Origin of the sequence: Wolbachia endosymbiont (group A) of Beris morrisii, assembly GCF_964028185.1 — a bacterium.
Classification (GTDB): domain Bacteria; phylum Pseudomonadota; class Alphaproteobacteria; order Rickettsiales; family Anaplasmataceae; genus Wolbachia.
Genome location: NZ_OZ034760.1, coordinates 504,475 through 518,345, shown reverse-complemented (window position 1 = coordinate 518,345; position 13,871 = coordinate 504,475). Strand labels below are relative to the sequence as shown.

Sequence of the window (13,871 nt, the reverse complement as noted above, 5' to 3'; positions counted from 1 at the left end):
GCAAATATACAGTATTTTATGACGCATTTTGTTACAGATAAATGCATAAAATGTAAATATACGGACTGTGTGGAAGTATGTCCCGTTGACTGCTTCTATGAAGGTAAAAACATGCTCGTGATTAACCCAGATGAATGTATTGATTGCGGAGTGTGCATACCTGAGTGTCCAGTAGATGCAATTGTAACTGATGATTCCATAAAAGATATTTTAGAACTAGATGAAGAGTTACTGAACAGTGAACAAAAAACTTTCAAGTTATTTTACGATATAAATGTAGAATACTCACAAAAATGGCCAAATATCACAGCTAAGAAGCAACCCCTCTATACCGCAGAAGAGTATAAGGAAAAAAAGGATAAAACAGCTTATTTTGACGAAAATTTAGAATAATACTGCTGAAGAGGAAGAAATTTCTTTTATATCTTATGCTGCTTGTCTTTGGTTATTGAAAATGGTTGCATTATTTAGGTTTTTAATAATATTTAATATTAGATTAATAATAATCTACTTGGAAACAACGAAAGATTATGTTAAATATAGAATTAACGAATTATTATATAACTTTTAGTAGGATGACAGTATTATAAAATTTAGAGGCATCAAAATGGAAGATCACGCTAAAGAGAGTATAAACCCAACAAAGCATAAAGTAGTGTTACCAAATTCAAAAACAATCAATATTGAAGGAACAAACTTCAAGTATGAAATACATTACGATCAATTAGATGATAAAGATCTTCTTAGAATTGAAAAATACGCTAATCATATTTTTCATGCCTACCAAGAGAGATATGGTTTAGATATGAACACAGATCATACTGTTAAAGGCTTTATATATAACAGCTTAACAGATTTGCGTAATGCACATCTAAGGTCTAACATAGCTCATGCAAGCGCATCTTTTCACCACTACCCTCATAAAAGTGGGTCTGTAGCTCATGATTTGACAGAAATGATTTATTTTACTCTAAGTTTGTATAATAAGGAAAAGCACGGTATTCCTCCCAACGAAAACCACTTTATAGGAAATGTAACAAAAGAATTGAAAGCCATTAAATTAGATGATAATCAAGGAGAGTCAAAAAAAGTGGAACCTTCAGGCCCAGAAGAGGAAGGAAAAATCAAGCTAGATGAGGAAAAAAGTAGCCAAGAAGAAATCAGTCCAAAAACAGTGTTGCCAGATTTGAATAACTCGGACAATAATCAAGAAGAGTCAACTACAGAGGAGAAATCTAAAACAATAATTAATCAGGAAAAACAAGAAGAGTCAAAGAAAGTGGAATCTTCAGGCTCAGAAGAAGAAGAAAAAATCAAGCTAGATGAGGAAAAAAGTAGCCAAGAAGAAATCAGTCCAAAAACAGTGTTGCCACATTCAAAAACAATCAATATTGAGGGAACAAACTTTAAGTATGAAATACATTACGACCAACTAGACGAGAAAGATCTCCTTACGATTGAAAAATACGCTAATTATATTTTTCATGCCTACCAAGAGAGATATGGTTTAGATATCAACACAGATCATACTTTTAAAGGCTTTACATATAACAACTTAGCAAATTTGTCTGACGATGATTATGATTCTATTACCGCGGATTATCACGAATACCATTATCACAGTGAGTCTATAGCTAATGATTTGACAACAATGATTTATGTTACTCTAAATTTGTATAATGAGAAAAATTACGGCACTTCTTCCCCAAGAGGCGAATTTATAAGAGATGTAGCAGAAGAATTAAAAAACATTGGATTAGACGATAATCAAGGAGAGTTAAATACAGAAGAGAGACCTAAAACAACAATTAATCAGGAGAAACAGGAAAAAGAATTAAAGGAATCTGATCAACAAGATGTTATAACAACTACTGATCACCCGCTAGATGATTATAATCATGATTATCACTTAATAGGCTAGCAAGTAGCGCTAGCAAAAATTAATCAGGAAAAAGGGTTAGAGAGAGCAAGATGTTATCTGATCACCCGCCAGATGAATTATAGTCGTGAGAACCTGTTTATAATCTTTTGAGGAGTAAAGGCTAGGTATACAGATTCCAAAATGAACGGTTCTCACAACCTTTAGTTTTTATTGCTGAAAATAATCATATTATCAAGTTTTTAACATTATTTAATACTAAGTTAATATTAATTCATTGATAAATTTTTAGCTATAGAAGCAGGTTTTTATTGAAGATAAAAGTATCTTCTATATGCTATATAGCAAAACATAGAATGCTCATGATTCCAACTATAGCAATTTTAAGTGGTGGATTTTCTTGTGAGAGAGAAGTGTCGCTTATGAGCGGAAAAGCAGTAAAGAAGGCGCTTGATAGCCTTTCATATAATGCAATAGAAATAGATGTTGACAGCAACATTGCTGAAAAGCTTAGAAAAATTAATTCGGGCCTTGCTTTTATCGCTCTGCATGGACCTTATGGTGAAGATGGCTGCATTCAAGGTTTATTGGAGATTTTAGGTATAAAATATACACACTCAGGAGTTATGGCTTCTGCTGTTGCTATGAATAAAGTGATGTCAAAGCATATATTTCGGTCCCTTAGTATCGACACTCCAAAAGGTTATGTAATTAGCCGAGAAGATCTACTAAAAAATAATATTAAAATCGATTATCCGTACGTCTTAAAGCCAATTAATGAAGGCTCTAGTATCGGAGTACACATAATTTTCTCGCATGAGGATCATTCAAAACTAAAAAACATGCTCCCAGCGCGTGACCAGGCAGTGTCTAGCTACTTGGATAACAAGAAAGGAGCTACTTGGATGACAAGAGACTTGATGATCGTAGAAGAATACATACCGGGCATAGAGTTACATACTGCTGTATTGCTGGATGAAGCAATTGGCACTATGGAAATACGACCAAAAAATAAATTCTATGATTATGAAGCAAAGTATACAGATGGATCTGCAGAACATATATTTCCTGCTGAAGTTCCTGACAATATATATAAAATGACCTTGGAACACGCATTGAAAGTTCATCAATTTTTAGGATGCAAAACTATTTCCCGCTCAGATTTCCGTTATAATCCCAAAAATAACACTTTAAAAATGCTTGAGATTAATACACATCCTGGCTTTACTGAGTTATCATTAGTGCCAGAAATTGCAAAATTGACAAAAGGAATCGATTTTAATGAATTAGTTAAAATTATTGTTGAAGCAGCACAAAAATGTTAGAGATTAAGTAAATGTTGAGCAATGTTACTAGAGGCCAAAGGAGTTTTTTGCGTAAGTGTGCCTTGGTTATTATCACAGCACTTTTTCTTACGCTAATACTCTACAGCTCACTTGATAAAATAATAAATCGATTTAATTACTACTTTACTTGGTATAATGACTGCCTATCCAGTTTATTACTCAGTAGTGGATTTTCAATCGACGAAGTAGTCGTGAGCGGCAATAAATTTACAAATAAAAAGGATATTCTAAGTTTGACAGATAGAATGCAACCTATCCTGTATATATCACTTTCAAAACTTGCCGGTAACATACAATCCGTAAGCAGATGGATAAAATACGTAAGAGTTCACAGAATTTTGCCCAATACTCTACACATTAATATAGATGAGCATAAACCGTTCGCTCTCTGGAAAGATAATAACAAAACTTCGGTAATTGATTTCGAAGGCAAAGTGATCATAGATGACTATCCAATAGATGATCTTGTTGTAATTACAGGACAAAACTCGTTATCAAACCTAGAATTTGTTAAAGATGTGTTAGAGAGTAAAGCTCAATTAAGTGACCACATTTCTTCTTTTGCTTATATAGGGAATAGAAGATGGAATATCATACTTGATAACGATTCCACAGTGAAACTGCCTGAAGATAACCCTTATAGTGCATGGGACTATTTAAACCACTTGCAAAATACAACTGATTTTACTTTCAGCAATTGGAGTATTATTGATATGCGTATTACTGATAAAATTTTTGTGAAGAGGTGATCTGCTGTCATCCAAGTAGCCCCTCTCCCTGTCATTCCAGTAGCCTCCTTCTCCTGTCATCCCAGTGCCCAGACTACTTGGATCCAGAAAAAAGAATGGTGTCATGAAAGTAGCTGACACTGGTTCCTTTATGACGGTGTCATTCCAGTGCTTGACACTGGAATGACAACTTAAGGTATCACCTATAATTACTAATCTAAAGCTGTAGCTAATTTTGCAAAAGCCCTATTGCAATTTAATTAATTGGCGTATAAGCTTTAAATAAAGCCTATGAAAAAAATGGAAGCTTGTTATTCGTTTGACGATATACTTCTTTTGCCAGCCTATTCTGATATATTACCTTACGATGCAGATACAAAAACTTATTTAACAAATAGTATAGAACTAAATATCCCTCTCATATCCTCTGCAATGGATACTGTTACTGAATCGGGCTTTGCAATAGCTATTGCCCAACATGGAGGGATAGGTTGCATACATAAGAATTTATCAATAGATGAACAAGTTTTAGAAGTGAGAAAGGTGAAAAAATATGAAAGTTGGATCGTATATAACCCAATTACGATTTCACCGGATAAAACAGTTGCGGAAGCAATTTCATTAATGAGAGAGCACAACTATTCTGGCATTCCTGTAGTCGATCAACGCAAGTTAGTTGGAATTTTAACTAACCGAGATGTGAGGTTTATTGAAGACCAGAACATGAATGTAAAAGTTTCCGAAGTGATGACAAAAGATAAGTTAGTGACAGTGCGGGAGCAGGGAGTAAATAGTGCCTCAGCAATGAAATTGTTGCATGAAAATAGAATAGAAAAGCTTTTGGTCGTAGATGAAAATTCTTGTTGTATAGGTTTAATTACGGTTAAAGACATTGAAAAATACAATAGATACCCAAATTCATGTAAAGACAGTAAAAGGCGGCTCAGAGTTGCCGCTGCAATTGGCACTGGTAAAAAAGATGGTATAGAAAGATGTGAAGCTTTGATCGGAGAAGAAGTTGATGTAGTAGTTGTGGATACTGCTCACGGTCATTCCGAAAACGTTATCAATACCATTAGGGAAATAAAAAAGATGTATCCTAATACGCAATTAATTGGCGGAAACATTGCAACAAAGGAGGCTGCTGAAGCGTTGATTGATGCGGGTGTTGATGCAGTGAAGGTTGGAATAGGACCAGGATCAATCTGTACAACCAGAATAGTTACAGGTGTTGGTGTGCCACAATTCTCTGCAATCAAGAATGTTGCAGAGGCGTGTAGAGCAAGAAACGTCAGACTAATTGCTGATGGTGGGGTAAAATACTCAGGAGATGTTGCAAAAGCTATTGCAGTTGGTGCTGACTCTGTGATGATTGGTTCGATTTTTGCTGGCACTGACGAAAGCCCAGGTGAGATTATCATGTATAAGGGCAGAGCATATAAAGGCTATCGAGGAATGGGATCTATTAGTGCAATGAAACGAGGTTCAGCTAGCCGTTATTTTCAAGATAAAGATTCAAAACTCAAATTAGTTCCACAAGGAGTGGAAGGAAGAGTTCCATTCAAAGGTCCGGCTTCAGGAGTAATCCATCAGTTGATTGGCGGATTGCAAGCTGCAATGGGATATACCGGTAACAGGAATATAGAAGAAATGAAGAAAAACTGCAAATTTGTGACTATTACTGCATCAGGATTAAGAGAGAGTCATGCTCATGATGTAGTCATTACACAAGAAGCTCCAAATTACGCTTATCAAACGTCCAATTTGTCAACCGATTCAGAGTAGTGACCGTTTATTATTTTGCACCCCAGTCTTTTTCAAATATTGCTAGCCCTTGGTCAGTAAGTGGGTGATTAATTAATTGTCTAAGTACTTTTGCTGGCACAGTAATTGAATCAGCACCAAGCCTTGCAGCTTCTATTACATGTGCTGGGCTTCTCACTGATGCAACAAGAACTTTAGTATCAAAACCGTAATTAGAATATATAGTACATATATCTTCTATTAGCGATAAGCCATCATAGCTTATATCATCAAGGCGACCAACAAAGGGAGAAATAAAACAAGCACCGGCCTTAGCGGCAAGCAGTGCTTGTCCAGGAGAAAAACATAATGTGATGTTAACAGGTATTTTATGCTCTGTCCACAATTTTTTACAAGAAATTAATCCTTCATATGTAAGGGGCAATTTTACCACAACATTATCAGCTATTTTAGCTAAGTTAAGACCTTCTTTGATCATCTCTTCATGCTTGTCAGCGACAACTTCAACACTAACAGGCCCTTTTATAATAGAGCATATTTCACGCACTAAATCCTCGTATTTATCTTTACGCCCGGACTTTGCTATTAAAGAAGGATTAGTTGTTATGCCGTCAATGAACTCCTTTAGTTCTTTAATTTCATTTAAATCAACGCTATCAAGAAAAATTTCCATATTAATATCCTATTAAAAAACTATCTTTACAAAACATTGTCATCTTTGAAGGCAAAAGTACAAAAATGGTGTTATCCCAGTGTCCGCTACAGAACTGCACGAACGTTCAGTAAGGCAAGGTGTCATTCCAGTGCGTGACACTGGAATCCAGCCTATTTCATCATAGAAATTGTTTTTGACATATGTTCCTAGAATCCCCTGCCAATTGCATGATTTGCAAATATTTTTATATCTGGATTCCAGTGTCACGCACTGGGATGACAAAGGTGAGCACTGGAATGACAGGGAAGAGAATACTGGATGACAGAAAAAAAAGCACTTGGATGACAAAAGTTGGGCTACTTGGATGACAAGAAAGTGATAACCGACTTTTTGCCTAAAACAACTAAGAAAGAAACTTCTCATCAAGATAACTTAAATATATACTAATTCTCTTATTTTTAAACGATTTCTCATCATGAATTGCACGATCAAAAACCTGAATTTGACTTGTTATAATGCTACAATTATTATTTGCAACTTCTAATACGCCACTATCAATTACAACCTTCTTTCCTGTTTGGTTACTCATTTTAACAGTAATCATACCAGGCAATAAATAAATTAAGTAAGGAGCATGGTGAGCTAAAATCATAAGCTCCCCTTCGAGCCCAGTTACTGAAAGAGAAACCACTCCACTGAATGAAATTTGATCGTCAGGAGAGAAAAATTGCACTTTAAAAGTATTCATAATCTTTAACTTTTATTTAGCTTCAGCTTGTATTAATTCAGCCTTTTTTATTGCTTCATCTACATTCCCCACCATATAAAAAGCAGCCTCTGGTAAGTGATCATATTTACCTTCAACAATCTCTTTAAAACTGGAAACAGTATCAGAAAGTGAAACAAATTTACCAGGCATACCAGTAAATATTTCTGCAACGTGAAAAGGTTGAGAAAGAAATTTCTGAATCTTACGAGCCCTATCAACAATAATTTTATCTTCATCAGATAGCTCATCCATACCAAGTATTGCGATAATATCTTGCAGTGATTTATAAGTTTGCAATATACGTTTCACCTCAGAAGCTACCTTATAATGTTCTTCACCAATGATTTCAGCAGATAAAGACTGAGAAGTTGAATCAAGTGGATCAACAGCAGGGTATATTCCCATTTCAGCTATTTGCCTTGACAACACTGTGGTGGCATCAAGATGAGAGAATGTAGTTGCTGGAGCTGGATCAGTTAAATCGTCCGCAGGAACATATATAGCTTGCACAGAAGTAATAGAGCCAGAAGTTGTTGAAGCTATTCTTTCTTGCATTGCACCCATATCAGTTGCAAGGGTTGGCTGATAACCAACAGCTGACGGTATTCTTCCAAGTAAAGCAGAAATTTCAGAACCAGCTTGTGTAAAACGGAAGATATTATCCACAAAAAACAGAACATCTTGGTTTTCACGGTCACGAAAATACTCTGCCATAGTAAGTGCTGTTAAAGCAACTCTAGCCCTTGCTCCAGGAGGCTCATTCATCTGACCATAAACCAAAACAGCTTGAGATTTTTCATGCTCATTTATATTTATTACATTTGAAGTGATCATCTCGTGATAAAGATCGTTACCTTCACGTGTTCTCTCCCCTACCCCGGCAAACACAGAAAATCCTTTATGAGCTTTTGCTATATTATTAATTAATTCCATTATCAGGACTGTTTTACCAACACCGGCTCCACCAAATAAGCCAATTTTTCCTCCTTTAAGATAAGGTGCAAGAAGATCTATAACTTTTATTCCCGTAACTAAAACTTCTTCCTGTATTCTCTGTTCAGTAAAACTTGGAGGTGCTCTGTGTATAGACTCTAAGTTATATTTTCCCTTCAGTGGACCACACTCATCTATAAGCTCTCCAACAACATTAAAAATCCTTCCTAAAGTTGAACGCCCAATTGGCACAGATATTGGTGCACCTGTATCAAAAAATTCATCCCCCCTTGACATGCCATCTGTGCTATCCATAGCAATACAACGAACTATATTGTCACCTATATGCTGCGAAACTTCTAAAACCAGCTCCTTATCCTTATATTTTAGTTTGCTTTTTAAAGCATTAAATATTTTAGGCAATTCACCTTCAAATTTTATATCAACAACTGCTTGAGTTACCTTAATCGCTCTACCTATATTCATCTCTTTACTTTTATCACCTAACACTATAATTCCATAAAAGAACTTCTAAAGAAAATAAATCTTATATTATTAATAGAAATTTTGCAACATTAAAACGCTTACTAGTTACGCTTCATTACAAACAATGCAAATGCATTTAATAGCCAAGTAATAATAAACAATACTAAGCTAAGCGCATAAGCAGCAAGAGTTTGTACACTATTGAAATCCTGATCTCCGGTAAGTAATGTAGCGATCTGCACGGTAATGGTAGTAACTGAATTAAGAGGGTTAAAAGTCAAATTTGCGTTGATTCCCACAGCCATTAGCACAATCATTGTTTCACCTATCACTCTTGAAATTGACAATAAAATTGCACTTAAAATTGTAGGCATTGCATAAGGTATTGTTATATGCCATATAGTTTCCGCTGGAGTTGCGCCAAGTGCCATGAAGCCATAACGCAAGCTTTTTGGAACAGATCTTATGGCATCTTCGAGTAAAGAAATAATAAAAGGAAGAATCATTATCCCAATCGATAAACCGGCAACTAAGGCACTTTCTGAGTGTATACTTAAACCAAAAAAATTTGCTACCTGCTTTATAAAGAAAGACAAAAACACAACCGCGAAATATCCATATACAACCGTAGGAATAGCAGACAAAACTTGCAAAGTTGTATTAACAATATAACGCACTTTCTCACTCGCATATTCACTAATATATATTGCAGAAAATAAACCAAGCGGAACGACAACTAACATTGCTATAATAGTTATAAGTAATGTACCCACTAAAAGCGGCGCTATACCAAAACATCCTACCTTCTCTTCATTGATAGTGACTACATTGTGGCCCCATTTCAAGCAAAACAAGAATTCTGAAATAGCTACTTTATTAAAAAAATTAATGGATTGAATAAAAATAGATAGCATTATAAATAAAGTGATAAAAAATGATATGGCCAAAGCCACAAATAACGAAAGTTTTATTATCTTATTTCTTTTATTTTTAAAGATAAAAGCAAGCATGAAAAAAAGTAACGCTATAGAAATAAAAGTTACAAAACAATTATTATAGAGTACTAACAACCAAGTTAGCATCCATACACAACTAAGATATAGATAAGATTTAACCTTATTTACCTCTTGAAACCTACTAAGACAAAATAAAAGGATTAGTAGGACAGGTATGACTATCACCGAATTCATTTTCCCATGCATCAAATTTTATTCTACAAAAATGTCATACAAGTTCACCATCATTTGACAATAAAGTAAAACAATTTAAAATAAATAATTATATTAATATAAAAACAATGAAGAGAACATTTCAACCAAAAAATTTGATAAGAAAGCGCAGACATGGATTTCGTTCACGTATGGCAACAAGAGCTGGAAGAAAAATCCTTAATAGGCGCCGTTCATTAGGGTGTAACAAATTATGCGCATAGTAAGTATAAAAAAAAAGATTTTTCCTTTGCTTTCAAAAATAAGTTAGCACTCAGCAGTCTTTTTTATCGTGGGCTTTATATATCACTGTATGCTATAAAAGAAAGAGAACCTGAAAAGTACATTCATACTATTAGAGTAGGTCTGGCTATCAGTAAAAAAGCCGGAAAAGCAGCAAAAAGAAATAAAATAAAAAGGCAACTACGAATACTTGCTAAAATTAGCATTTTAAATATAAGCAATATAGGGCACTACTACATAATACTAACTCATAGAAACATTATGCAAGCAAGTTATAAAAACTTACAAAAAGATCTAACTATTTGCTTAAAAAAGATAAAATAAAAAAAAATTTCAATTAAGGTATTTACAATTATATTTTTTATGATAACATAAGTAAAATTTTTAAAATAAATTAATGGGTGTGGGTGTTTAATGGTAGAAAGTAGAAAAGAACAAGATAAAAATCTCAATATAAATACAAATAATGTTAAAGAAGATTTTTATGAATATAAAGAATCTAGTTATCGTACACAATGGGAATTAGCATTTGAGCAAAGTCAATACTTAGAGCAGAATAAGAATAAGCCTAGACCGCAATTATTAGATTTGAACATAGAAGCGACTTCTCGTAATAAAAGAATTATTAAAAGGCGGTAAAAAGAAATTTTTATAAACTTGGCGGCGACCTACTCTCCCTTTTCAAGTACCATCAGCGCTAAAAAGTTTCACTTCCGAGTTCGGGATGAGATCGGGTGGTTCATTTTTGCTATAGCCACCAAGTCAATAAAAATTTCTAACTTAACAATTTTAACTTAATATTTAACACTGCATACACACATATAGAAAGCAAATAAATCAATCAGGCTATTAGTACTAGTTAGCTTCACATGTTACCATGCTTCCACACCTAGCCTATCAACGTGGTAGTCTTCCACGGCCTTAATTGGGAAATCTTTTTGAAGAGGGTTTCTTGCTTATATGCTTTCAGCAATTATCCCATCTATACATAGCCACCCAGCGATGCTATTGGCATAACAGCTGGTACACCAGAGGTATATCCATCTCGGTCCTCTCGTACTAGAGTCAGACCTTCTCAAATTTCCTTCACCCACGGCAGATAGAAACCGAACTGTCTCACGACGTTCTAAACCCAACTCACGTATCACTTTAATCGGCGAACAGCCGAACCCTTGGGACCTTCTTCAGCCCCAGGATGTGATGAGTCGACATCGAGGTGCCAAACGGTGTCGTCGCTATGAACGCTCGAACACCATCAGCCTGTTATCCCCGGCGTACCTTTTATCCGTTGAGCGATGACCCTTCCATACAGAATCACCGGATCACTATGACCGACTTTCGTCTCTGCTTGGCTTGTCAGCCTCGCAGTCAGGCAAGCTTATGCCATTATACTATCAAGCTGATTTCCGACCAGCTCTAGCTTACCTTCGCACGCCTCCGTTACTTTTTAGGAGGCGACCGCCCCAGTCAAACTACCCACCATACAATGTCCTAGTTCCAGATAATGAAACATAGTTAGATATCAAAAGTGTAAAGGGTGGTATCTCAAGGTTGACTCCATTATAGCTAGCGCCATAACTTCAAAGTCTCCCACCTATCCTGCACATCACACTTTTAATAGCAATGTAAAGCTATAGTAAAGGTGCACGGGGTCTCTTCGTCTAACCGCGGGTACCCCGCATCTGCACGGGGAATTCAATTTCGCTGAAGTGATGTTGGAGACAGTGGAGAAATCGTTACGCCATTCGTGCGGGTCGGAACTTACCCGACAAGGAATTTCGCTACCTTAGGACCGTCAGTGTTACGGCCGCCGTTTACTGGGGCTTCAATTCGGAGCTTGCACCCTTCCTATTAACCTTCCAGCACCGGGCAGGCGTCAGACCCTATACTTCCACTTACGTGTTTGCAGAGTCCTGTGTTTTTAGTAAACAGTCGCTACTCCCTATTTTGTGCCACCTACTCATAGTTACCTAAAAGCAGGTTACCCTTCTTCCGAAGTTACAGGTATAATTTGCCGAGTTCCTTCAACATCATTCTTTCAACACCTTAGTATACTCTACTCATCCACCAGTGTCGGTTTGCGGTACGGCCTCATAAATATAAGTGCTATTTCCTGGAGCTTCTTTTAAGCATAGATCAATCCAATAAGATCTATACAAATACGAAACCCGTCACACTTAAGAGGTTTAGGAATATTAACCTAATTGCCATCGACTACTCCTTTACGGACTCGCCTTAGGAACCGACTAACCCTACGCAGATTAACTTAACGTAGGAACCCTTAGATTTTTGGTGAGAGTGTTTTTCACACTCTTTTACGCTACTTATGTCAGCATTCTCACTTCCGATATCTCCAGCAGTTTTCACAAACCACCTTCACAGACTTACGGAACGCTCCGCTACCGCGCCTATTGATCGAAATCAATAAGCACTCACATCTTCGGTATACAGCTTTAGCCCCGGTACATTTTCGGCGCAGAAAAACTTATTTAGACAAGTGAGCTGTTACGCTTTCTTTAAAGGATGGCTGCTTCCAAGCCAACCTCCTAGCTGTAATGGTTTTTCTACTTCCTTCCCCACTTAGCTGTAATTTTGGGACCTTAGATAGTGATCTGGGTTGTTTCCCTTTCCACCACGGACTTAGCACCCGTAGTGTGCCTGCTGTATAATTAATTGTTGGTATTCGGAGTTTAGTTAGATTTGGTAAGACGGTGAATCCCCCTAGTCTATCCAGTGCTCTACCCCCAACAACATACATACAACGCTCTACCTAAATAGATTTCGCGGAGAACCAGCTATTTCCAAGTTTGATTGGCCTTTCACCCCTAATCACAACTCATCCAATAATGTTGCAACATTAACTGGTTCGATCCTCCAGTGTGTTTTACCACACCTTCAATCTGGTCATGACTAGATCACTTGGTTTCGGGTCTAATCCATAAAACTAAAACGCCCTATTCAGACTTGCTTTCGCTACGCCTACACCTAACGGCTTAAGCTTGCTTCATAGATTAACTCGCTGACCCATTATGCAAAAGGTACGCTGTCACTCTAAATATCAATAAATTGATATAGAGCTCCAACTGTTTGTAAGCACTTGATTTCAGATTCTATTTCACTCCCCTCCCGGGGTTCTTTTCACCTTTCCCTCACGGTACTTGTTCACTATCGGTCGTTAAGGAGTATTTAGGCTTGGAGGATGGTCCCCCCATATTCAAACAGGATTTCACGTGCCCCGCTCTACTCAAGGATTTAAAAGACTTTCTACTTATACAGGACTATCACCTTCTATGGTTACTATTTCCAGAGTATTCTAATTCTTATTCTTAAATCACTAGCCTTTTCCGCTTTCGCTCGTCACTACTAACAGAATCTCGGTTGATTTCTTTTCCTTTGGCTACTTAGATATTTCAGTTCACCAAGTTTGCTTTACATACTTAGTATGTAATAACTAGCTTAGCTAGTTGGGTTTCCCCATTCGGAAATCTGCGGATCAAAATTTGTTGACAATTCCCCACAGCTTATCGCAGCCTGCCACGTCCTTCATCGCCTCTTAACGCCAAGGCATCCATCAAGTGCTCTTAATAATTTATTTATCCGACTATATGTAGAATATGCAGAGTTAAATATTATTAAAATTGAATTGAGATTAAATTAATCTCTACCATAAAACTTGTCAAACATCTAAAAACTAAATTAATCTTTTATATATTATAACCTAACAAATAATATGTCAACGCCTTTTTGCACAAAACATTTACTTATATTATCAACAACAATATACTAGCAATCCTAAACAGTACAATCTGAGAAATATGCGGTAAACTTATATATACAGTAAAAATTAATGAAAAAGATAT

At 36.1% G+C, this 13,871-nt stretch carries 11 protein-coding genes, 2 rRNA genes and 2 pseudogenes; 8 read left to right on the top strand and 7 right to left on the bottom strand.

Going from position 1 to position 13,871, the window contains the following annotated elements; genetic code table 11:
- Positions 1–18: 18 nt before the first annotated feature.
- The 5 genes and pseudogenes from ABWU69_RS02595 (at position 19) to guaB (ending at position 5,738) form a co-directional block, all read left to right on the top strand.
- Positions 19–393: a ferredoxin family protein gene (locus ABWU69_RS02595; protein ID WP_182366623.1), complete on the top strand. Its 375-nt coding sequence runs from the start codon at positions 19–21 to the stop codon at positions 391–393.
- 214 nt (positions 394–607) lie between these two features.
- Positions 608–1,921 carry a hypothetical protein gene (locus tag ABWU69_RS02590; protein WP_265035384.1) on the top strand — a complete coding sequence of 438 codons (1,314 nt, stop codon included), beginning with the start codon at positions 608–610 and terminating at the stop codon, positions 1,919–1,921.
- Positions 1,922–2,235: 314 nt separating this feature from the next.
- Positions 2,236–3,211: pseudogene (locus tag ABWU69_RS02585) on the top strand (D-alanine--D-alanine ligase).
- A gap of 4 nt (positions 3,212–3,215) precedes the next feature.
- Positions 3,216–3,974 carry a cell division protein FtsQ/DivIB gene (locus tag ABWU69_RS02580; RefSeq protein WP_265035382.1) on the top strand — a complete coding sequence of 253 codons (759 nt, stop codon included), beginning with the start codon at positions 3,216–3,218 and terminating at the stop codon, positions 3,972–3,974.
- Between the two features lie 270 nt (positions 3,975–4,244).
- Positions 4,245–5,738, top strand: a complete 1,494-nt coding sequence (gene guaB, locus ABWU69_RS02575) for an IMP dehydrogenase (RefSeq protein WP_265025727.1) — start codon at positions 4,245–4,247, stop codon at positions 5,736–5,738.
- A gap of 10 nt (positions 5,739–5,748) precedes the next feature.
- Here the strand turns inward: guaB and fsa are convergent, their stop codons facing one another.
- From fsa to pstC, 5 genes are all read right to left on the bottom strand, one after another.
- Positions 5,749–6,390, bottom strand: a complete 642-nt coding sequence (gene fsa, locus ABWU69_RS02570; RefSeq protein WP_265025728.1) for a fructose-6-phosphate aldolase — start codon at positions 6,388–6,390, stop codon at positions 5,749–5,751.
- 39 nt (positions 6,391–6,429) lie between these two features.
- Positions 6,430–6,795, bottom strand: a complete 366-nt coding sequence (locus tag ABWU69_RS02565) for a hypothetical protein (protein WP_265035380.1) — start codon at positions 6,793–6,795, stop codon at positions 6,430–6,432.
- On the bottom strand, positions 6,776–7,120 hold the full coding sequence (locus tag ABWU69_RS02560; RefSeq protein ID WP_265035378.1) for a F0F1 ATP synthase subunit epsilon: 345 nt from the start codon (positions 7,118–7,120) through the stop codon (positions 6,776–6,778). The genes ABWU69_RS02565 and ABWU69_RS02560 overlap by 20 nt, the downstream gene beginning before the upstream one ends.
- Positions 7,121–7,132: 12 nt before the next feature.
- Positions 7,133–8,560, bottom strand: coding sequence for a F0F1 ATP synthase subunit beta (gene atpD, locus ABWU69_RS02555; RefSeq protein WP_265026639.1), 1,428 nt, complete (start codon positions 8,558–8,560; stop codon positions 7,133–7,135).
- Positions 8,561–8,661: 101 nt separating this feature from the next.
- Positions 8,662–9,750, bottom strand: coding sequence for a phosphate ABC transporter permease subunit PstC (gene pstC, locus ABWU69_RS02550; RefSeq protein ID WP_265035377.1), 1,089 nt, complete (start codon positions 9,748–9,750; stop codon positions 8,662–8,664).
- Positions 9,751–9,857: 107 nt separating this feature from the next.
- On the opposite strand from pstC, the gene rpmH reads away from it, so the two are divergent.
- The 3 genes and pseudogenes from rpmH to ABWU69_RS02535 all read left to right on the top strand — a co-directional run bounded on the left by rpmH (position 9,858) and on the right by ABWU69_RS02535 (position 10,650).
- On the top strand, positions 9,858–9,992 hold the full coding sequence (gene rpmH / locus ABWU69_RS02545) for a 50S ribosomal protein L34 (RefSeq protein WP_006279898.1): 135 nt from the start codon (positions 9,858–9,860) through the stop codon (positions 9,990–9,992).
- A 67-nt stretch (positions 9,993–10,059) separates the two neighbouring features.
- Positions 10,060–10,335, top strand: a pseudogene (gene rnpA, locus ABWU69_RS02540) (ribonuclease P protein component); the annotation flags it as partial.
- A 90-nt stretch (positions 10,336–10,425) separates the two neighbouring features.
- On the top strand, positions 10,426–10,650 hold the full coding sequence (locus ABWU69_RS02535) for a hypothetical protein (RefSeq protein WP_064125319.1): 225 nt from the start codon (positions 10,426–10,428) through the stop codon (positions 10,648–10,650).
- Positions 10,651–10,666: 16 nt separating this feature from the next.
- Here ABWU69_RS02535 and rrf read toward each other — a convergent pair.
- Positions 10,667–10,773, bottom strand: a 5S ribosomal RNA gene (gene rrf, locus ABWU69_RS02530).
- A gap of 66 nt (positions 10,774–10,839) precedes the next feature.
- Positions 10,840–13,606 (bottom strand): 23S ribosomal RNA (locus ABWU69_RS02525).
- Positions 13,607–13,871: the final 265 nt, after the last annotated feature.